Origin of the sequence: Microbacterium nanhaiense (assembly GCF_014646015.1) — a bacterium.
GTDB lineage: Bacteria > Actinomycetota > Actinomycetes > Actinomycetales > Microbacteriaceae > Microbacterium > Microbacterium nanhaiense.
In genome coordinates this window covers 115,750-135,358 of record NZ_BMMQ01000001.1, presented here as the reverse complement: position 1 = coordinate 135,358, position 19,609 = coordinate 115,750, and the positions used below count along the sequence as shown (strand labels likewise).

Annotated in this window: 25 protein-coding genes and 2 tRNA genes; 3 read left to right on the top strand and 24 right to left on the bottom strand. The window is 63.8% G+C overall.

What is annotated here, in order from left to right:
* The first annotated feature begins 11 nt into the window (after positions 1–11).
* Positions 12–149, top strand: a complete 138-nt coding sequence (locus tag IEX05_RS00735) for a hypothetical protein (protein WP_188699443.1) — start codon at positions 12–14, stop codon at positions 147–149.
* The gene (locus IEX05_RS00730; protein WP_188699441.1) at positions 146–607 is read left to right on the top strand and encodes a DUF732 domain-containing protein; all 462 of its coding nucleotides are present in this window, start codon (positions 146–148) and stop codon (positions 605–607) included. The genes IEX05_RS00735 and IEX05_RS00730 overlap by 4 nt, the downstream gene beginning before the upstream one ends.
* 1 nt (position 608) lies before the next feature.
* On the opposite strand, the gene IEX05_RS00725 is transcribed toward IEX05_RS00730, so the two are convergent.
* The 4 genes from IEX05_RS00725 to IEX05_RS00710 form a co-directional block, all read right to left on the bottom strand.
* Positions 609–1,694, bottom strand: a complete 1,086-nt coding sequence (locus IEX05_RS00725; protein WP_188699440.1) for a M23 family metallopeptidase — start codon at positions 1,692–1,694, stop codon at positions 609–611.
* 25 nt (positions 1,695–1,719) lie between these two features.
* Positions 1,720–2,691, bottom strand: coding sequence for a hypothetical protein (locus tag IEX05_RS00720; RefSeq protein WP_188699439.1), 972 nt, complete (start codon positions 2,689–2,691; stop codon positions 1,720–1,722).
* A 146-nt stretch (positions 2,692–2,837) separates the two neighbouring features.
* Positions 2,838–3,599: a hypothetical protein gene (locus IEX05_RS00715; RefSeq protein ID WP_188699438.1), complete on the bottom strand. Its 762-nt coding sequence runs from the start codon at positions 3,597–3,599 to the stop codon at positions 2,838–2,840.
* Positions 3,600–3,617: 18 nt separating this feature from the next.
* Positions 3,618–6,407, bottom strand: coding sequence for a phage tail tape measure protein (locus tag IEX05_RS00710; protein WP_188699437.1), 2,790 nt, complete (start codon positions 6,405–6,407; stop codon positions 3,618–3,620).
* 43 nt (positions 6,408–6,450) lie between these two features.
* Between IEX05_RS00710 and IEX05_RS00705 the strand changes: the two genes are divergently transcribed.
* Positions 6,451–6,876, top strand: a complete 426-nt coding sequence (locus tag IEX05_RS00705; protein ID WP_188699435.1) for a YajG family lipoprotein — start codon at positions 6,451–6,453, stop codon at positions 6,874–6,876.
* On the opposite strand, the gene IEX05_RS00700 is transcribed toward IEX05_RS00705, so the two are convergent.
* From IEX05_RS00700 to IEX05_RS00610, 20 genes are all read right to left on the bottom strand, one after another.
* Positions 6,873–7,139 carry a hypothetical protein gene (locus IEX05_RS00700; protein WP_188699433.1) on the bottom strand — a complete coding sequence of 89 codons (267 nt, stop codon included), beginning with the start codon at positions 7,137–7,139 and terminating at the stop codon, positions 6,873–6,875. The genes IEX05_RS00705 and IEX05_RS00700 overlap by 4 nt on opposite strands.
* Positions 7,136–7,798: a hypothetical protein gene (locus tag IEX05_RS00695; RefSeq protein ID WP_188699431.1), complete on the bottom strand. Its 663-nt coding sequence runs from the start codon at positions 7,796–7,798 to the stop codon at positions 7,136–7,138. Before IEX05_RS00695 ends, IEX05_RS00700 begins: the two co-directional genes overlap by 4 nt.
* A gap of 76 nt (positions 7,799–7,874) precedes the next feature.
* On the bottom strand, positions 7,875–8,378 hold the full coding sequence (locus tag IEX05_RS00690; protein WP_188699429.1) for a phage tail tube protein: 504 nt from the start codon (positions 8,376–8,378) through the stop codon (positions 7,875–7,877).
* A 2-nt stretch (positions 8,379–8,380) separates the two neighbouring features.
* Positions 8,381–8,581, bottom strand: coding sequence for a hypothetical protein (locus tag IEX05_RS00685; protein ID WP_188699427.1), 201 nt, complete (start codon positions 8,579–8,581; stop codon positions 8,381–8,383).
* Complete coding sequence (locus IEX05_RS00680; RefSeq protein WP_188699425.1) at positions 8,581–9,000, bottom strand: hypothetical protein; 420 nt, start codon at positions 8,998–9,000, stop codon at positions 8,581–8,583. The genes IEX05_RS00685 and IEX05_RS00680 overlap by 1 nt, the downstream gene beginning before the upstream one ends.
* A complete protein-coding gene (locus IEX05_RS00675) occupies positions 8,997–9,461 on the bottom strand; it encodes a hypothetical protein (RefSeq protein WP_188699888.1) in 465 nt (154 codons plus the stop codon). The genes IEX05_RS00680 and IEX05_RS00675 overlap by 4 nt, the downstream gene beginning before the upstream one ends.
* On the bottom strand, positions 9,454–9,876 hold the full coding sequence (locus IEX05_RS00670) for a DUF6093 family protein (protein ID WP_188699424.1): 423 nt from the start codon (positions 9,874–9,876) through the stop codon (positions 9,454–9,456). The genes IEX05_RS00675 and IEX05_RS00670 overlap by 8 nt, the downstream gene beginning before the upstream one ends.
* Entirely contained in the window at positions 9,873–10,283 is a 411-nt protein-coding gene (locus IEX05_RS00665; RefSeq protein WP_188699422.1) for a hypothetical protein, read from the bottom strand. Before IEX05_RS00665 ends, IEX05_RS00670 begins: the two co-directional genes overlap by 4 nt.
* A gap of 2 nt (positions 10,284–10,285) precedes the next feature.
* Positions 10,286–10,606: a hypothetical protein gene (locus tag IEX05_RS00660; protein ID WP_188699420.1), complete on the bottom strand. Its 321-nt coding sequence runs from the start codon at positions 10,604–10,606 to the stop codon at positions 10,286–10,288.
* Positions 10,607–10,661: 55 nt separating this feature from the next.
* A complete protein-coding gene (locus IEX05_RS00655) occupies positions 10,662–11,675 on the bottom strand; it encodes a major capsid protein (protein WP_188699418.1) in 1,014 nt (337 codons plus the stop codon).
* The gene (locus IEX05_RS00650) at positions 11,675–12,055 is read right to left on the bottom strand and encodes a potassium transporter (RefSeq protein WP_188699416.1); all 381 of its coding nucleotides are present in this window, start codon (positions 12,053–12,055) and stop codon (positions 11,675–11,677) included. The genes IEX05_RS00655 and IEX05_RS00650 overlap by 1 nt, the downstream gene beginning before the upstream one ends.
* 2 nt (positions 12,056–12,057) lie before the next feature.
* Entirely contained in the window at positions 12,058–12,687 is a 630-nt protein-coding gene (locus IEX05_RS00645; protein ID WP_188699407.1) for a hypothetical protein, read from the bottom strand.
* Positions 12,688–12,781: 94 nt separating this feature from the next.
* Positions 12,782–14,080 (bottom strand): hypothetical protein, encoded by a 1,299-nt coding sequence (locus tag IEX05_RS00640; protein WP_188699405.1) that lies wholly within the window; start codon positions 14,078–14,080, stop codon positions 12,782–12,784.
* Positions 14,055–15,500: a phage portal protein gene (locus IEX05_RS00635; RefSeq protein WP_188699404.1), complete on the bottom strand. Its 1,446-nt coding sequence runs from the start codon at positions 15,498–15,500 to the stop codon at positions 14,055–14,057. Before IEX05_RS00635 ends, IEX05_RS00640 begins: the two co-directional genes overlap by 26 nt.
* Before the next feature lie 12 nt (positions 15,501–15,512).
* On the bottom strand, positions 15,513–17,252 hold the full coding sequence (locus IEX05_RS00630) for a terminase large subunit domain-containing protein (RefSeq protein ID WP_188699403.1): 1,740 nt from the start codon (positions 17,250–17,252) through the stop codon (positions 15,513–15,515).
* Complete coding sequence (locus IEX05_RS00625) at positions 17,236–17,661, bottom strand: hypothetical protein (RefSeq protein ID WP_229661043.1); 426 nt, start codon at positions 17,659–17,661, stop codon at positions 17,236–17,238. The genes IEX05_RS00630 and IEX05_RS00625 overlap by 17 nt, the downstream gene beginning before the upstream one ends.
* 334 nt (positions 17,662–17,995) lie before the next feature.
* A complete protein-coding gene (locus IEX05_RS15595) occupies positions 17,996–18,313 on the bottom strand; it encodes a DUF8602 domain-containing protein (protein ID WP_505744121.1) in 318 nt (105 codons plus the stop codon).
* A gap of 4 nt (positions 18,314–18,317) precedes the next feature.
* Entirely contained in the window at positions 18,318–18,734 is a 417-nt protein-coding gene (locus IEX05_RS00620; RefSeq protein ID WP_188699402.1) for an endonuclease VII domain-containing protein, read from the bottom strand.
* 532 nt (positions 18,735–19,266) lie between these two features.
* Positions 19,267–19,339: transfer RNA gene (locus IEX05_RS00615), tRNA-Phe, on the bottom strand.
* 174 nt (positions 19,340–19,513) lie between these two features.
* A tRNA-Asp gene (locus IEX05_RS00610) sits at positions 19,514–19,585 on the bottom strand.
* Between the last annotated feature and the right edge of the window lie 24 nt (positions 19,586–19,609).

The window sequence follows — 19,609 nt, the reverse complement described above, 5'->3', positions numbered from 1 at the left end:
ACAATGAATGCATGGCAGAAACGCCCATCCGGAAAATCCGCATCGACGACGACACCTGGCAGAAACTCGCCAACGAAGCCGCCACCATGCGCGAACCCGTCTCCGCACTCATCCGCCGAATCCTCATCACCCACACGGAGCAGAAATGAAAACGTCAGGCTGGATCGCGAGCGGTATCGGTGCTGTCGTCGTCGTGGGCGGCGGCATCTGGGGCGTGAACGCGCTCACCGACGAGCCTGAGACGGCATACACCGGGGCATACGAACCCGCGATCACCGAGACACCCGAGGCTGTCGAGACGGCCACCGTGGAACCCGAAGAGAGCGAGACGCCGGTCGCGGCGACTGGCCCGATCGAGGTGTCGGCAGAGCCCTCGGAAGAGCCGGAACTGACCGGCGAAGACCTCATGCGCGAATACATCAGCTACGGCGCTTGGTGGTACGTTGACGCGTCTGACGAGGAGATTCTGTCGCTTGCGTATTACGTCTGCGATGAGCGCGATGCAGGCGTGCCCCAGTCCGAAATCGTCGCTCTCACGGGCGACGGCGTCACCGACGTGCAGAACGCTGATTTCGTGACTGAGGCGCTGCGCACTCTCTGCCCCTGACTTACTCCGAGATGACGTCGCGCGGGTTGACCTTCACGCCGTCGACCTCGACCTCGAAGTGCAGGTGAGCGCCGAACGATTCGCCCGTGTTGCCGACGAGGCCGACGATCGAGCCCTTGCCGAGCGCCGTACCGGCCGCGACGCCGGGGTTTTGCATGTGGGCGTAGTGGGTGCGGATCCGCTGACCACGGATCATGCCGTGATCGATCCACACCTCATTGCCGTACCCCGACGAGTAGCCCGACGATGCAACGACACCGCTACCCGCAGCCGGGATCGGTGTACCAGCGGGAGGGGCGAAGTCCATGCCCTCGTGCATCCGTGGCCCGGTACCGTCCGGGTGCTCACGCATACCGAACTCGCTCGTGACGAGCGTCAGCGAGAAGGGGAACTCGAGCGGGCCGCCCATCGGGCCGCCCATGCCAGGCAAGACGAGCTTCCACTCGCCATTCCGGCTGTCGCGGCCCACCCACTGGATGAACTCGAGGTCACCCTCCGCCGCCATGGTGAACGGTGCCGATGTGATCTTCGGTGTGTTCATTGCGAGCGACGTGCCACCGACCACGACACCATCGGATCCGTGCAGGTCAAGCTCACCCGTCGATCGCAGGATCGTCACGTCATCGTCGGAGAAAAGCCGGGAACCGTTGGCGAAGACGACGGAGCCGCCGTCTGCGGTCGGGTTGATGGTGATCTTTCCCGCGGTGATCTTCCCCGTCGCGCCGTCAAGCACGACCTGCGCGGAGCCCGTTCCGACGGTGACCTTGCCGCCCGAGCCGGGCGTGATGAGCACATTCCCGACTTTTATCCGTCCGCCGCCGAGGACGTCGAAGTTGCCAGTCTGGTTCCATTGGCCAGAGGCATCTACGTCTCCGGTGATCGTGCCTTTGCCAGAGAAGTTCCACGGGCCCTTCAAGAAGACCTGACCAGTCCAGTCGAAGACGCCCGAGCCGATGACGTTTCCGACGATCTCGAGGACCGCGCCGCCCAGAAGGCGGAGCCTGCCGCGGATGAACGTCATCACGCCGTCGGTGATCGACGAGCGCTCGAGGTAGCGCGAGCGGAGGAGCTTCTCGAGCGTGTCCATCCGTGCGCGCAGTTTCGCTAGAGGATCAAGCGGCATAGCTTTCCACCTCCGGAGTAATCATCGTTGAAAGGTCGACGCGGAGGCCCGTCACGCGCTTCTGGGTGAGGCCGTCCTCGAGAGCGAGGCCGCCGTACGACCACAGGTTGAGTAGCTTCCCCGGTTCCGCGATCTGCGGGCCGACACCCCAGATGGAGATGCCGAAAGACGTCGACTCGACGGAACCCTTCGTGCGCGCATACTCCGCGTCAGCCGCGGCCTGTAGGTGGGCCTGTGCGGCCGTATCTCCTTCGGGAACCTCAATGTCGGGGAACGTGACGAACGAGTCCCTGACGGGCGTCAACGTCGCTCCCGAGCCCGACGACGGAGCATATGCGTACGGGCGCACCTGGCCCTGACCATTACCGAATGCCCCGACCCCCGTGTGCTGATCCGTCCAGTCGTCCTCGCGCGATAGGCCCACGAGGAGCGAGCCTGGGGCGCGGGCAGGAAGATCAGCGCCAACACCTGTGTTGATCTTCGACGCGACCCGTGTCTGGTGTCGGACCGTGCTGCCAGAAAAGTACGGGCGGAAATCAATCTCCTGTCCCATGTCGCGCACGATCTGCAACAGATCAGCGAGCGTGAGGGCTTCCTCGTGCTTCGCCGTCTTGGAGAACGAGCCTGTTCCATCCGCAGGGAGATCGATCGGGAACGCCCACTCCGATGACGGCGCCATACACGCCGCGAGCATCGCACGCACCGCACCCGAATAGGAGCGATTCGTGATCGTCAGCTTCCCATTCACCGGCTCGTACTGATTCACGCCGAAAAACGACCGGTCACCAAACATCGCCGACGGAAGCTCACGCGTCTTCACCGTCGCCGTATCCGTCTCGTCATCCAGCCGGCGCCCCTGGATCACGCCCGCATAGGCGCAGAACGACGGGTCATCAGCCCAGCCGATCGCGAGCGACCAACGATTCCCCTCCGAGATCTCCCGCAGGAGCGCTCGAGACATGCCCTGTGCGCGGATCCCGTGCGAACCTGTCCCCTGACCCGTCAGAAGCCGCGTCGCGCTAGACGACGACAGTTCCACCGGGAGCTCGATCTGACCCGAGCGAGTCTCATAGATGAAAGCAGTCCACCCGTAATCCACGAGTCCCCCTAGTAGGTATCGGTGAGCTGCACCTTCAACGTGCCTGTGCCTGAGATCGGCGCGAGCGTGTGCACGATGCCGATACCACGCGGCACCGTCCACATCTGCCGCGGGTGCGCGTACACGCCCCGCTGTAGAACACCGTTGCGGTAGACCATCCCGCCGTCCGCGAAATCGATCGTGTGCGTCTGGCCCGCCGCGAGAGCCTGCGTGACAGTGAACGTGAGCCCGCCCGCCTGGATCCGATAGCCCGACGGCATCGCGCCCGTGACAACAAAGCGCGGGACAGCCTCAGCCGTGCCGCGATGATAGGCGCGCTCCCCCGACGCATACTCGCGTAGATCGCCATACCGATACCCGGACGGGACATACATCGTCGCCCGGTATCGGAGCGTGCGACCGTAGAGGCCCATCTCGAAAGTGGGCTCGCTGTCGAGCTTCGCGTCTGCCCACGTCGTTCCTGCCGCGCCCTGGACGGTAAAGCGCGTCATCTCACCGTTGCCGAGCTGGGCTTCAAGCATCTGGAGAAAGTGGTGTTGCTCCGCGCCGGAGCGGGAGAAACACAGGCCCTCGAACGCGGGAAGCTTCGCCTCGCGGAACGACGGTGCGGAATAGTCACCATCGCCCCACGCGCGTGAGGAGCGCTCAGACTTCACACCTGCACGTTCGAACCAGCCCGTGAGTTTCGAGACAGTCCACGTCAGGTCGAGTCGTTCGTCACCCGCCGCGCGAAACCCGAGAGGGGTCGTGATCAACAGCTCATCGGCCATGCACGGCCCCCTCTCGAATCATCCGAGCCCGAATGCGAACTCTTCCTGCGCGACCTGCGCGATACGCCGATCAGAGACACCCTGTCGCTGATGGATAACCGGCGCGTAAGTGACCGACTCCCGACGCCCGCCCCCGGCTGCCTGCGCGGCAAGCACATAGTCAGGAGACGGCCGGAACACACCCAGCCGGGCACTCATCTCGTCCAGAAGCCCGAGCGAACGCGCCCGGTACTTCGGATCCGTGGAGATGATCGCCTCGTCGAAGCCCGCCTCCGCGACCTTCAACACGCCACCAGGAGTAGCCGGGACCATCCCCACGCCGGACGCCCACCCGCCGGCCGCGAATTCCTTAACCTTGCCGCCCACGTACAGGTTCCCTGTCGCGTTCGGCGAGATGACCCGCCCACCCGGAAGCTCACCATAGGTGCCGTCCTCAGACCACGTGACCGTGATACGTGCCTTACGCTCCGCGGCGAGAGCGTCGAGTTCGGCTTTCGCCTCGCTCACGCCACTCAGCTTGATCTCGGTGATCGCAGCATCCGGTATCAGACCGATCGAGTCGGCGTATTCCTCCGCCGCCTCCCCCGTGATGCCGAAAGCCTCGAGCTTGTCGAGGAGTGCCTGACGGCCATCATTGATGATGCGCGCCGCATCCTCTTCGTTCTGCGTCTGCTCGAACGTCGCCGCCGCCAGCTCGAGCGTCGAACGAGCAAGCGAATCAATCGCTTCCTCATTCGCTCGACCGGCATCCGTAGAGATATCCAGGGTCGAGCCGTTCTCCTCGATCGCGGCTGTCAGGTCGTCGTATGCCTGCTCGAACTGCCGATGCGCGTCACGCGTGGACAGCTCAGCAGATCCAAACCCACGGATCGCATCCGCGAGATCGTTGACCTTCTCCTGCACATCTTCGGCGGACAGGCCAACGTCGTCGAAACCGTTAGACAGATCCTCGGAGGTCGTCGCGGCGATCTTCTGCTCGTTGGACACGCCAGTGAGCGCGTCCTGATACGGCTCCATCAAGCCGGTGATTTCCTCGACGGAGTAGCCCTGATCTTCCGCAGATGCCGCGATCTGATCGAAGAGTTCCTTCGCGAGGTCGCCCTGGCCGTTGTTCACGAGGTCAGCGAGCGACTGCCCCACCTGGTCGAACGCCTCACGTGCCTTGCCGACACTTGAGTCGAGACCGGTCCAGGCGAACAGGTCTGAACCCCAACGGTTGAACTTGGTGTCCCAGTTACCCCCGAGAAGCTCATCGAGAGCGGAGGTCAGATCGTTGACGCCGTTCGCGCCCCCGCCTAGACCCTCGAAAATCGAGTCGACGTCCCTGTCAAGTAGCAGGCTCGTCGTCTCCTCAGCTGACTTCGCCTTCTCCCCCATCATCCCGAACGCGTCGGCGAGTGCGCTTGCCCCCTGCGCCATTGCGAAGAAGACGCCAGCCGCGCCCGCGGCCTTCGTTACGCCCGCGAGAAGCCGCCCGGCGCGCTGCGCCCGCGGTCCCATCTCAGACAGAGCCGAGTTGAACTCTGCCAGCTTCGGGACGCCGAGGAAGAAAGCGCCGGCCGCGAGTGAAGCGGCACCGGCCGCCCCGCCCAGAACGCCGATGACGCCCTGCACTGGCTCGGGAAGGTCTGCGAAATTGCGGGCGAGGACACCGACGCGCTCCGCTCCGTCCGCGAGGACGGGGAGAAGCAGGCTGCCAATGTTGATCGACGCGTCCTTGATCGCGTTCCCCGCGATCTTGATCCGCGACTCAGCGGTCTCGTACCGCTTGTTCGCCTCGTCCGTCAGTGCGGAGTTCTCGTCCCACGCGACATTGGCGAGGTCGAGAGAATCGGTGAGGAGATCCTGCGCGCCCTTCAGCTGGAGCAGAACACGCTGCTCCTCAGACGACTTGAACCCGATATCGATCAGAGTCTGAACGACGTTGCCGCCCGACGCCTCGACACCGTTGAGCCCCGTCGTGAACGAGTTCAGCGCACGAATCGGATCCGACTCGAACGCCGCCGCGAACTCCGACGCGCTCATACCTGCTACGCGAGCGAACTGCGTGAGAGTGTCGCCGCCGTCCTCGACCGCCGTATAGATGTCCTGCAAAACGCGGGACGCGACACCGCCACCGAGCTCCGCCGTGATACCCATCGACGTCATAGCCGACGCCAGCGCCAGCACGTCACCAGAGGACGCACCCACTAGGCGGCCGGCACCGGAAATGCGGGTCGCCGTCTCCATGATGTCGCGCTCTGTCGAAGCGCCCGCGTTGCCCAGCGCCACGAGTGTGGAGCCGAGACGCTGCACGCCATCACCCGACCGCAGAAGCTCGGGATCCATGACGTTCGCCATCTGAGCGATCGACGTAGCCGCATTGTCTGCGGAAAGGTTCGTCGTCTCGCCGAGGTCGATCATCGTCTTCGTGAACGATGTGACCGCGCCGATTTGCACGCCGAGCTGACCTGCCGCCTCGGCGACTCCCGCGATCTCCTCATGCGACGCCGGAAGAATCTCGGTCAGGCTACGCAGGCCGTCCTCGACCTGCGCGAGCTGCTGATCGGTTCCGTCAACGGTCTTGGTAACGCCAGCCCACGCCGACTCCCAATCCATCGCGGCCTTGACCGCGAGGCCAGAAGCCGTCACCAGCCCGGCACCGACGCCGATCGCCGCCTTGCCGAGCATCTCGAACGACTGCCGCTTCGCCGCCAGCTTCTCGGCCTCCGAGCCAAACTTCCGAGTCTCCTCAGAAGCCTTCTGGATGCCAGACATGTAGCCCTGCGCCTGGAGGAGGAGGCTCACCTTAACGGAACGATCAGTCATCGGTACCTCCCGAGATAGCCCGCGAAGGCGCTATGTTGATCAGATGAACCGTGCGCCGCTCACAGCGATTGTTTTGTCCGCACTTCTACTGGCCGGTTGCAGCTCCGCCGGAGAAGAGACACCTCAATCAGCGCCGCAGAGCTCGACACCGACGTCGACAACCAACCCCAACGAGGCCGCTTGCGCTGAGTTCGCCGATGCGACGCTGGACGTTGGTCAGGCAGTCGTAGATTCCCGAGCCGACGAACTGGACATCCCAGCCACATACGATGAGGTCGCTCTCGCCGCGAACGGAGACGTCAAAGAGCGAATTCTCGTCCTCATCGATGAGTTGCCCGACCCGCCGCACATGATCGGCTGGATGGATAACCGCGAGGCCTACTCAGACGACGTGGAAGCTGTCGCTCGAGCGTGCGAAGCCGAGGGTTTCTCGATCCAGGTCGCAACCCTTGTAGCCGCTAACGGCTAGTGGTCCACGCGGTACGGGGCGAACGTTCGCGCTCGTGAGGGGTTGTCTTTGAAGTCCTGCTCGCGCTCCACCACGGCATCAGTGGCCCAGTTGCGGCGCACCTTCACCTCGTAGTGGAACCGCGATTCCGGGTTACCGGGATCGGCGAGTGGCGACATCGATTCCTCGATGGGGATGCCCCACTCGTCGAGCCCCGCCTCGTATTCCTCAAGCGCGGCGAGCATCGCGTGCTGCTCCGCGTCGAACTGCGGCTCGCGTGTCACTCGGACGTACGTGCGCCCCTCGTGCTCTTCCGCGGAGTGGACTTCTTCGGGCTCCCAGCCCCAGAGGCGGCGCGGCGCGATCCCGAGGGAGCGGGCGATACGGAGATCCCGAAGGAATCCCGCGTCGTTTCGGAGCCGCTCACGAAAGGGGCAACATCAACCGATCCCTTCGCCCGGTTCACGGCGATGATCGCGGCGGCGAGGCGGTCATACTCGCCATCGGTGAGTGTCGCATCGATCGCGGCCCACTCATCCTCCGTGATGTCGTGCTCAGCCCCGTCGGCGTCAACGTAGACGCCAGACCCGCGGGCGGCGATCATGAAGAACTTCGACTGGTCGAATGTCTCCGACTTGCCCTTACGGGCGGGGCACTGCGACAACCAGCCGTTGTACGTGTTGCGATCAACGCCGCGGATCCGGATTCGGATCGACGCGTCACGGATCGCATCGGTGATGTCTGCCAGGCGCGCCTCGAATGCAGACACGTCGACCTTAGGCGTCACCAGGCGCTCGTCACCAGGACGGTCATTCGTGCGGCGCGCACGATCCAGATCGGCGAGAGCCTCCTGGCGGGCATCCAGCAGGGCAAGATCGAGGCAGATCAGCACGTCCTCAGACGGCATCACACGCGCCTCGACACGGGAAAGAAGATCAGACACGGGTAGCTCCTCAGCTGTGGTCACGGGTAGTGGTGCCTGCGGCCCGGCCCCGTGAAAACCGGGCCGCAGGGGTCTATTACGCGGTGGCGAGCTGCTGGAACGAAACCCACTCGCCAGTGATGAACGCCTTCTGCGTGATGCGGTCGACGGCGTTGTCCTCACCTGCGACAACAGTCGGCACACCCATCTCGACGGGGACGGCCTCATACCAGTCGCCGGCCGCAAACGTCGTCGCGTCCTCATCGACCTGAAGGAAGTGCACGAGCACACCCACAGCCCCCTCAGGGAGCGCGAGGCGAGCCACGTCGTCCTCCGGCGAGTTGAGGTTGAACGTGTACGTCAGCGACAGCGTGCGCGACTTCGTGCCGCGGCGTTCGAAGTCCTGCGCCGAGCAGTACCGGGGGTCGTTGATGACGTTCTCCGTCAGCGCCGGGTTCCAGCCGGTGCGCGTCAGGTAGCAGGAGATGTTGTCGCCTGCAGTGACCTCAGCCGGGGTGATCGCCTTGATATCGGCGACCGTTCCGGGGATGAAGACTGCACGACGGGTGCCCACGCTGGGCACGGAAGCAGGAAGATCCATGGTTACTCCTTCTCGGTGTCCACGGGAGCGTTCTGACGACGGTTGCCGCCAAGATTGATGCGCGGCTTCGGGCGCCGCGGGCGCGTCGTCGGCGGGTACTTCGCCTTGTCGACACGCGTGTACTTCTCAGAGTTGAAAGCGGACTCAACGAGGTCGAACTCGTGACCCGTCTGCTTGTTCTTGACGCGCACGTAGCGAGGCATCACGGCTCCCTTGCTGGGACGGAATGAAGAATGAATCGGCGCACGGCGAGGAACACCGCCGGTTGCACAGTGTCGTCAAGAGCGACAGGCTGGGTACCGGCCGGCTGGAGCTTGAAGCAACGCCTGCCAGGAACCTGCAGCACGACATCATTCAGTGCGGCGAGCACCCGACCATCGACCCACGTCGCTTGCCACCGGTCGGAACCCACCGAATGGATCGTGAACGTCACGTCCACGTCCTGGTGCTCGTCGACGTAGCTCATGGCACGGAAGAAGCCCGTGTCGTGCCACACGTTCACGTACCGCTGCGGGTTCCCAGTCACCTCGCCCTCGAACACCACGCCCGACAGTTGAGGGTCCGTCTTGATGCGGTCCACAAGGGCCGTAACGTGACGCTCGATCAGATCCCGGGCGGTCACAAGCCCAGCCCCTTGAGCGCATCATCGATCGCGATATTGACACCGCGTTCGAAGTCGTCCTCATTGGCGTAGATCGCGCCGTGCATGATGCCCTGCGGAGGGTTGTTCACCGAGCCGTACTCGATGAGGTTTCCGAGCGCGCCCTGCTTCCGATTCTTGTCCGGCCCGATCTCAGCACGCAGCGTCGTAGACCTCGCGTCAGAGATGCTCCCGGTGAGAACAGACGACGCCGCTTGCGAGAGCGACTGGTCATAACCGACACCTACGTCGTAGGTGATCGAGTACGGGAAGGCAGGTGCGTGGGCGAGACCCTTCGAATTCTCCCGGGCAGTGTCACGCACGTTCCGGGCCGTGACCTCAATCGCTTTCTGAAGGTTCTTCCAGGCCGCTTCCGAGGTCCTCCCGAGATCGCTCGACAGCTTCGAGATGTCCGCTTTGTCGATGTCGATTCCGTCAGCCACCATCCACCCCCTGCGCGTACGAGAGCACCTCGATCGGCAAACGCCGGGAGGTGGAATGCGTCTGGTGATGACCGCCCGTGATGCGGAACTGCATGCCGACCATTGACGTGTCGAACTGCGACGCGTTCACGGTGCCCACGTCGTCGAGACGCACACCGCCTGACGTGGAGATCGGGAGCCACACCAGAGGTGACTGGACGGCGACGCGCTGCCCAGCCTGGTCGGCTTCGTTCGGATCTGCACGGGTGAATCGGAAACGTGCAGGCCCGTCATAGACCGTCTCCCACGTAGGGATCAGGGTTCCCGTCTCCGGGTCGCGAGCCGCGCCAGTCTTGCGCCGGATCACCACAGACGAGTCCATGAGATTCTCGGCGAGCGACCGACCGCGGCCGAGCATGCCCGTGACGATGCTCACGATGTCCCCAACCGGATCGTGAACGCCGTGCGTCGACGGCGCGGGCGTGGCACGAGACGGTCGATGTCGGAATCTTCGAACCAGATCTCACCCGACCGGTCGTTCGAGCCTCGCGAGAAAGTGCGACCGTAGTCGTCCAACTGTTCCCGCTCCGAACGCCACCCCTCAGGGTTTTTCAGCTCGTTCTTGACCGCTGCGACCACGAGAGCCGTGTAGAGGTTGATCCAGTCTTCACGTTCGCTTGGGTCGGAGAACGTCGGGATCCCGTCGACACCGCGGAGGCGGAGCTCTGTGCGAAGCTCCGACTCCGCATCTTTGATGCGTTGTGGCGCGACCGCGGCTTCCTCGGGGGTGAGGGGCCGCCAGCGTCCTACGAGATCATCGATGGTTACAGTCGGCCAGGCCATGATCACTCCGTGGGGATACCAGCGCTTTCCAGCGCGTCGATGATGTCTGCCTTACTGGCGTCCTCAGGAATGTCGATGTTCATGCCGCGTGCGGAAGTCTCGCGGACTCCGTACTCGCGCCATGCCTTCGCAGACGAGCCCGGCCCAGCCTTCGGGGGAACGGTGGGTGCTGCAGGAGAGGTCTCGACGGCCTGCTTCGCGATGAGGTGTTCCCCCACGCTCAGTCCGTCAGGCACGGTGTCCCCGGCACGGAGAATGACATCCAGCCCGCCGTCAGTGCGGAGAATAGTGATGCCGTTGAAGTCGTCACGAATCTTCGTCATGATCGCCTTTCAGGTGAGAGGCGGGGCACCTTGTGAGTGCCCCGCCTCAAACGGGTCAGAGAACCTTCGCGCTCAGCGAAAGGTCCGCGTTGGCGAGGACGGGAAGCGCGATGGCGTCCGAGATGACCTCGGCAATCATCGGAGGCTTCTCGCCGCGGTACACGCCCGCGACAATGCCCGGCTGCTCCGACTCCTCGATGCCGTAACGCTCGTCCGTGGAGGTCAGCGTCTGCCCCCAGAACGTCGCGCCCAGCTCCGTGCCCTCCGAGTCGTCCGGCTCGACGGGCGCAGGAAGGAGGAACAGCTTCGAGTCATCCAGCACCTTGCCGGACGACGTGCGCCGGTCGTACCGGATGATGTCGGGCAGGCCCGCACCCGTGACGATGCCGCGCACGTCAGCCTCAGTCGCGGGGCGCGAAGCCCCGTTGACGAGCTGAGTGCGGAACTGCGAACCAGCCGCAAGTGCACGGAACACGCGGTTGGTGACCACGATCGCTCCGGGCTCGACACCGTTCGACTCCCGGTAGACGTCGATGATGCCTTCCAGGAAAGCGAGACGGTCCGCGTCCGGGTCGGTCCACAGCGTCGGCGCGGTCACGTCATGCGACGCGGAACGTCCGAAGTTGTCTGCCGCGCCGAGCTCGGGGATCGTTGCGATACCCGTGTTGAGCACGATGCCGCGCAGTCGTTCGACACGATCAGCGACCGCTCGGATGACACGATCCGTGGTGCGCAGGATCGACCGCTCGAGAACATCGTCGGCCGAGTTGCGGGTACGGAGCTGCTCGTACTCCGACACGGGGATGTTCTGCCCCACTGCCGGAAGTTCAAGGATGGTCCGCTTACCCGGCTCGCCCTTGCCAACCTCGGGTTCGGCGTCGTAGGCGCGGAAGCGCGCCTCCTCGACCAGGCCCTTACGGCCGGACACGAAACGAACCACCGTATCCGCAACCTCGCGGTTGGGGAGCCAGCGGGCAAGCGTGCCCTTCGAAGCCTCGTACTCCTCGAGCGACGCGCGAGCGTACCCGGTGAGAGTGGCAGGGTCGATGATGTCAGTCCACAGAGCCATCAGTTGTCACCTCCCACGAACGTGAAGCCGGCGGTCGCCGCAGTACCGTCGCCGGTTGCCACGTGCGCGATCGGAAGCTTCGAGATGTTGATGATGCCGTGACGGAGGACCGGGACACCCAGGTCTTCAGTTCCGTGCACCTTCTGGTCGGTGAGGAGGTAGCCGAGCTGCTCGCCCTCAGCACCCGTGTAAGGGGTGACAGCGGACTCGTTGGCGGCGTTGACCTCCGTGCCGGAACGGAGATAGCCGTCCGGGTAGTGGGTAGCTGCGGTGAACGTGGAGATGTCGAGCACGTTGGTGCGCGCGTTGCGCAGTCCGTGCGTCGACCCCAGCCACGTCTGGTCACCGGAGCCGAAGGTCTCCTGGCGGAGATGAGGCATAATCAGTCCTTTCCAGACTTCTTGTGGGTTTCGGCGAACAGGTCACGTCCTGCCTGAGCGCTACCGCCGTTCGCGCCTGCACTGCGCCCGCCTTGGGCGCGCAGGCGACGGTTTGACGGCGCCTCGACCGCAGTGGAGTTCTTCTCCACCCAGTCCTTGATCGCGTCAGCATCGACGGTCTTGCCGTCTTCCTTCACGAACTCGGAACGGTCGAGGCTGAACAGCTTCGACGCAGAGAAGGAACGCCCTTCCAGCGCCTTGTCGAGCCGGTCAGAAACCCGTTCGATGGCGAGTTCCTTATCCTTCGCGGCGAGCGCGTCTGCGATTCGCTTGTCCACATCGGACTCCGAGACGCCCGACGGCCTCTCGCCCGTCTTGGCGTCATCGTCGCCGGCACGCTTGGCGTCGAAGTCGTCCCATTTCTGGGCCTTCTCCTTCACGCCCTCGTACTGCTTGTGAGTGCGACCGACGGCCTTGTTGATGATGCGATCCAGCTCTTCCTGCGACGCCGGCGGAGTGAAATCCTTGCCGCCCTTGTCGTCGTCATCGCCGGATCCACCCGTTCCGTCCTGGTCCGCGAAGGTGCGGACGAAAGGTGGGAGAACAAGCTGACCGAATGCGTTGCGCTTCATGGTCGTGACCATCCGTTTCTGGCCCGTCGGCCGTATATGGACGCGCGGAAACCGCGCTAGTGACCCCGCGGGAGGCGGGTGAGTATGTGATGTCTCAGACGAGGCCGAGAGCGGCCGCGAGACGGCGCACCGAGTCAGGGGTGCGCGGGTCGTTGAGAGATGAGATCTGACGACGCAGTGCTTCACGGAGCTCTTCGATACGCGCTGGCGTTGCTGGTATCGCGTTCGCGTAGAGGTCCGCGGATGAACGGCCGATACTGCGGGGCACGGAACCGTTGGTGAGTGCGTACTGCAGTCGGTAGTGAGCGTCATAGAGACGCCGCTCAGCCGCCGTCATCGTGGACCGGCGCAGGATGTCCCGTTCTCCCGTCGAGACGGCGTCGAAACGTGCTGCACGGTTCGTGGTGAGCGTCTGCCCGCCAAGTGTGTAGAGCCCGCGTCCGCGTCCTGCCGCGATGATCTGAGCGTCCGACAGGACACCAGGTGATCGCGCGATCGCGACCTGCCCGCGGTCCCGGATATAGCCCGCTTCCCGCATCATCCGGATAGCGTTCGTGCGGGTGCCGGCTGTGCGGAGAATGTCGTCGATCGTCATCCTGCGCGTGATGCCTGACCGTCGTGCAGATGCCGCAGTCGGCAGACCACGTTTGCCGTTGAAGTTCACGACACGATAGATGTCAGCACCCTCGCGAACAGCGCGCGCCTGGGAACGCCCGAACACGGCTTCCTGCTCCTCTTTCGAGAGCGACTCGAAGTACTTGTACGGGTCGGTGCGCAGATCGCCCGCAACGTTCTCAGATGCTGGGATGTGCTGGCAGTCACAGCGAGGATGCCGCTGAAACCCCTCGTTCCACCGAAACCACTTCCCGGCGAGGATCGTGCACCGGCCGCACGACGGAGGGTTCAGCATTCGCGTGTAGCCGGTCACAGTGGGACGCTGAGCGATGTCCGCCGAATACACTTCCCGGCGGGTGTCCGCCAACGTCGTCAGCGTCACCATCGTCAACCAGCGGCCGGCCTGCCCCAATGCCGCATCAGCGGTCTCCCCCGTTGCGACCGCTGTCTTCGCCTTGACGATCGACTCGTCATACAGCGAAACCAAGTCGCGCCCGTCCGGAGCAGTGCTCAGGAATACGTTCGGATCCAACTCGCCGACTGGCGTATCAACCTGATTCGTTTCCTGTAACACCAGCGACGTGTAGGGCAATGCCTGCGCGACTGCAGCCTTGCGCCCCGCCTCCACCACGCCCGTGATCTTCGGGCCGATCGACTCCCACGATTCATCGAAATCGTCACCCATCCGACGCCACAGCTTCGACACTGCCGAAGCTGTGGTCGTCGAGATGCCCTGCTGGATGCGGTACTGGTCAGCCGACGCCCTGGGCAGCATCATCGAGCTCCCTCATCGCCGCGCTGATCTGCGCATCCTGCATCGTGTTCTGATCCCAGTCGCGCATATCCGACTGCTGCATGGGCGTGTAACCGAGGTCCTCACGAGCCTGCTCGATCGGGACAATCGAACGCCCCGACGCGTCCTTCGCCTGAACGAGCTTCACGATCGCGTCCGCCTTCTGCGCGATCGTCGGAGTCGACGGGTCACGCCACAGCGTCTCGATCATCTTCGGACGAGCATCCTCGTCGCGCCCCAGCTCCATGAGGACCAGGCGTTGCACCTGCTCCCACCGAGTCGAGAGCGCCTGCTGCTTGCGCTCGGCACGCTTTACGAGCTGCGCCTCAGAGGAACGAATCGCATCGGCTGATGGCGGGTTATCGCCCTGGAACAGCAGGTAGTGAGACGGCAAGCCGAGCTCCATGGCGATGGTCTGCATGAGCAGCTTCATCGTGTTGTGGAAGTTCGTCAGCTCCGCCTCCGGGAACTGTCCGAACTTTGCTTCCTTGGACTCGGTGCCCCACATGCGGCCGGCGATCATCGAGTACGTGTCGAGCGCCTTGCCCGTCTCGTCGATGAAATCGTCTTCCTTGAGCCCCGTGCCCCACCGTCGAGGCAGAGCATGAAACTCGGCGGACACCATCATGTCCGAGGCGATCTTGTTCAGCGCGTCCAACGGCGAGATGATCGGCGCGAACACTGACCGGCCAAGACGCTGGTCATACTTGCCCGGACGCGCACGCCCCAGAACCCGCGGATCGTTGGGGAACGGCACCAACGCACAGAGATTCTGCGAGTTCGCTTCCGTCGCTTCGTTGGTCTCCTCGACCCATTCAGAGCCTCGACGTCGCCACGTGATCGATGAACCGTCGCCCCGCAGATACGTCATCCACCGCGTCTTGTCGGGGTCCGTCCAACGCTTCAGGCCATGCCGCACACGGTGGGTGCGTGGGTCATCCTCGTGGATCGCATCGAAGGGCGACTCGATCGTGATTACCGGCGCATCATCCTTCGAATCTCCACCGCCGACCATCGCATAGGCACGGCCGAGAGCGAGACCTTCGCGGTGGTTCTGCTGCGAGATGAACGGGCCTTCGTTCTCCTGCCACACGTCCCACACGTCCGTATCGGCCGTCGTCTCCGGATACTCCGTAACAAACAGCCCATCCGGCCCCACAGTGGTCCGGCCGCGCGACTGGACACGGAAACCGTCGATGTCGAGACGGTTGTCGTACACGTCCACAGCAAACAGTGCGAGGTTCAGGACGATCGGCGACAACCGGTAGCCCAGCTCCTGCTGAAGCACAGGGGCGAGGAACCGGAGCGGCTGCTCACCCTCGAAGTACTCATCATTGCGCTGCAGCGGCTTCTGTTCGCGCGTCAGGATCCGCGATAGGCGGAGGGCCTCATCGAGATCAGTCAAGACAACCCCCTCTCACCGCCATACGCGGACCCTGCTGCTAGTCCGGGGCTTCCACCCCGACGCGAGAACATCCATCGCCGCCTCATGAGCGAGCACACTGGACATGGCGAAGTCGATCTTCCGGTGCTCTTCGCCGAACGGCTTACCGATCACGTAGCGCTTCACGCCCGTGGTCTTGTCAACAGTCGTCGGACGAATGCGTGCGTTCCTCATGTGTGTCCGCACCACCTCATCACCGTCATGGGAGAACGACGAATCGTCATTCCCCAGGTCCGTCTTCAAGCGGTCAAGCGCCGCATGCATCGGCACGGGACGGTTCGTCGCCCACGGGATGAACACCGTCTCCCCGAACTCCGCCGCCAGTTCGTCGATCTCCGACTGCCAGAAGAACGGGTCGAGATAGACGCGCACAAGGTCGTAGAACTTCGCCAACTCGCGCCACGCCGCCATCACCTCAGAGCGAGGGATGCGGTTGCCGTAGTCGGCGGGGTTCCACAGCGTCTTTCGTTCGTCCGGGCCATACGTCGGCGTGAACTGGTACTGCGTCGGCAACAGCTCGAGACGGATACCCGTGTGGTCGTCATTGTTCGAACCGTCGAACCCGCCAGCGACCGGCGCACGACGAGGAATAACAAGAGCAGGAACCGCTTTCGATTCCCACGCACCGTCCTCCAACCACTTACCGTGACCGGCGACGAGACGGTTACCGAAGAACCGTTCCGCCTGCTCAGGGTCGCGCTTCATCAGCTTCCGCGCGAGCGCCTCGATCGAGTCGAGATTCACCCACCACGAGCCCTCATACGCATACTCGTGGATACGCCGGCGATCCGCCAGCTTCTTGTAATCCAGCGGTCGGCCATCATCGCCCCGCAACTCCTTATCCGGGTCACGGTAGAAGATGAACACGTCCGGCTCGTTGGCCTCGTAGATCATCTGCGCGTACGAGTTCTCCGACGGATCCCACGCATTCGTCGTCAGATGCGTCCGGCCACCCATACCCGCAGCACCACGAGCCTGCGTATCCGCGACGTCGACCATCTTGTTCGACTTCGTGTACAGGCCCGCTTCGTCCTGCTCGGCATCAGAGATCGGGTTACCCAGACGAGACCGAGCCGACGAAGTGACTACATCGATACGATCCAGGTCGTCTTGGTCCGACAGGCCCAAGATGCGGATGAAGCCCTCACGAACCGCGAGGAGCTGCTTCAACGGGCCAAGGTTAATCATCGCCCGCAACGGCTTGTAGATGTTGTCGGCCTGCTCGGCACTGTTCGCCGTGATCTGAATCAGCGGCGAAGGGTGCCGCATGCCCATCGGCTCACCCTTGGCGTACACGAACGCCTCAGGCGAGTCCTCCCAGCCACACGGGCACCCGTTGTCGGCGCACGAATAGACCTCGCCGCCCTCAGCCCAGCCCGCAAACACCGACGGCCCAGCAGCCTCAAACGCCACCTGGGCGGCCGAGAACGGCCCCTTGCCGGTCTTCTGCGGAGCGACCACCAGCGTCTGCTGATAGAAGAACGCCTGGTTCAGAACGGGCGGCTTATCCGGGCCGACGAGCTCAGGAGGAACGAACACCGCATCAGGGCGGATCCGATACCTGTTCGCGTGGCACCAGAACTGCCAGTCCGCCATCTGAAACGGCCGGCCACGCGTAAAACCATCAGGCACACGGCAGTGACGCGTAATCCACGCATCACCCAGATCGCCGAGAGTCGGGAAGTCGACTACAAACTCACTCGACATCTCCATTGACGGCCCTCAGGCGCCGAACCGGAGCAACAGCCGGTCCCGGCTCCACCCTTTCCGAACGCTTCTCAGCCACCTCGTCCGCCGCGATCGCCCAGCCGTTGAACTTCATACCTGCCGGAGTCAACCCCAACTGGTCCCGGTAACGGTGCAACTGGCCCACAAGAGACGCATTCGCGCCCGGGTCATGCTCAATCACGGCCTTGAGGCGGCAGTACTCCGCGACTACAGGCCAACGCCACGACTCCATCGACCAGGCGCACGCCTGCGGAGTCGTCCACGCCTCAGCCCAGATCTGCGCCTCACGCTCACGGAACGACTCCGTACCGCCCTCGTCTGCAACCTTCACCCTCGAGCCGTCCTCGAAGTACTCCGTGAACAGCACGATCGGTTGCAGCGGGAAATCCGGCACGACACCGCGATAACCCTCAGCAGGCAGACCAGCCAGCTTGAATCCCCGTTGCTCAGAGCGCGCCGAAGACGGATCAGGAGCCGGGCCAGAACCCGGGCGAGCACCCCCACGAGGCATCCAGACCACCCCCTCCATAGCCGAACGGCGGAAACTTTTGAACCCTCCGCACCATGTAGACACCTCCCCGGCGGTACGGCAGGGTGCCGCGCTGAGGGCATCCCCCCACCCCCTGGAGGGTCACGTGAGGGGCGTTCAACGCCCCGGGGTGGTCAGGTATTCCTTGCGGTGCATTCGGGCGTTGGATCGCCTCGTGTACGTTCGTCGTCGCCGTGCGCTAGTCGTGCGATCTGCGCCCTGCCGCTGCCCTGTTGCATCGGTATGCGTGTTCGGGCCCGCGGTACCTACTCCGGTCCTCGTCGTCGTGGCCGAGATCCCATGGCTCTGTCGCGCTGATGCGTTCGCCGCACCGCCAACATGTGACGCGGCCAGATGCGACCTTCGGCGCCCACCCTGCACGGATGCGGTCATGCTCAAGCCCGTAGCCGCGCTGTTGTCGGCTACCCCGTGCACGTTCGTATGCGCGTGCGTGGTCGGGGCAGTAGCGCCCTGACGTGATCAGGGTCGGACATCCGGTCTCTGTGCAGACACGCATGTAGCTACCGCCCTCGCGCGTTGTCCTCTACGTACCTTGCCGCTGCTCTCAGCCACTCGGGGTTGTCCTGCATCTTCCCGATCGTCCAGTTGCAAGCTCGGCACAGGATCCCGCGTACGCATTTCCCACACGTCACGTTTCCCGGGCAGCATGCGTGGTCGTGGTCCACATGCCAGTCCATATCGGGCTGTCGGCATATGGCGCACACGCGATCCTGCGAATCGAGCAAATCCTCGAATTCCAGGAGCGTCATCTTGTAGTGCCTTTTGAGCCGCGCATCGCGCCGTTCGGACGTGGCAACCTTGTACCGCTTTTTCGGCGCGGGCGGCTTCGGCGTCGGCTTGGGCGCTTCCTTCTTCTTCTCTTTGGGAGGGTTGAAGTAGGCATCGCCCGGCATGTTCCACTCGATCTCGGAGGACATGTAATCCTCCTCGAGCGGCGGTTAGCCTGTTGCCTGCTCGGCCCGCACTCTGCCTGTCGGGTGCGTACGTAGCCATTGCCGTTCGCGTGCGTCATCCGCACGATCCGTCTCGCCGCATTCGGCCGCTGCCATAGCGGACGTGTATTCGGCGGGGCATTCGTCGCACTGGTACATCACCGTGGCCTCCTACGCTGTTGTTCGTCGTAGAGCCGTGTCCGTGGGGCCACGGTGAAGAGGTGTGGAGAGAAGTGCTGGCGGGACGCAGGTCAACCTGGGCCCTTCTGATACAGCCGTCGTGAGTTGCCTTCGCGTGCATGTCCCTACGCGTTGACGTCCCGCCAGAAGAAGTGCCAGTCAAAGAAACTTCCCTGTGATCGCTTGGGATCCAGAGCATTCGGAAGTGACCAGTCAAAGAATTGCCACGGTGTCGACGGCGTGTGAGTACTCGACGCCCGTCGTCCTTACCGGTACTCGACCGTGGGCTTCTGCGACGGGGATCCCTGACCGCATAATCGGCGCAGTCGTCGCATTGTGCCGCCCCGAGGTCTCGAACCTCGCGCCTTCCGTGCTTCAAACGGATGCTCTGCCTGGTGAGCTAGAGCGGCGTGTGCCCGGTAGAGGTTCACGGAAGGAAAGCCGTGATTCAACATGCCGGGCTAGTTCCACAGAGGCGTGCACGGGGACGGCCCAGATCGTGGGCGCACCGCGCAAGGGCGCTTGTGGATAGTGCGGTCGAGAAGGGTGCGCGCTTTCATCTCCTCAGTCACTCGACCTCACCGCGCCTCCGAGGGATTCCGACACCCCGGCCTCCCGCTCGACAGGCGGGCGCTCTTCCTCTGAGCTACGAAGGCATGCTCGCCGCGGCTTGACCCGGC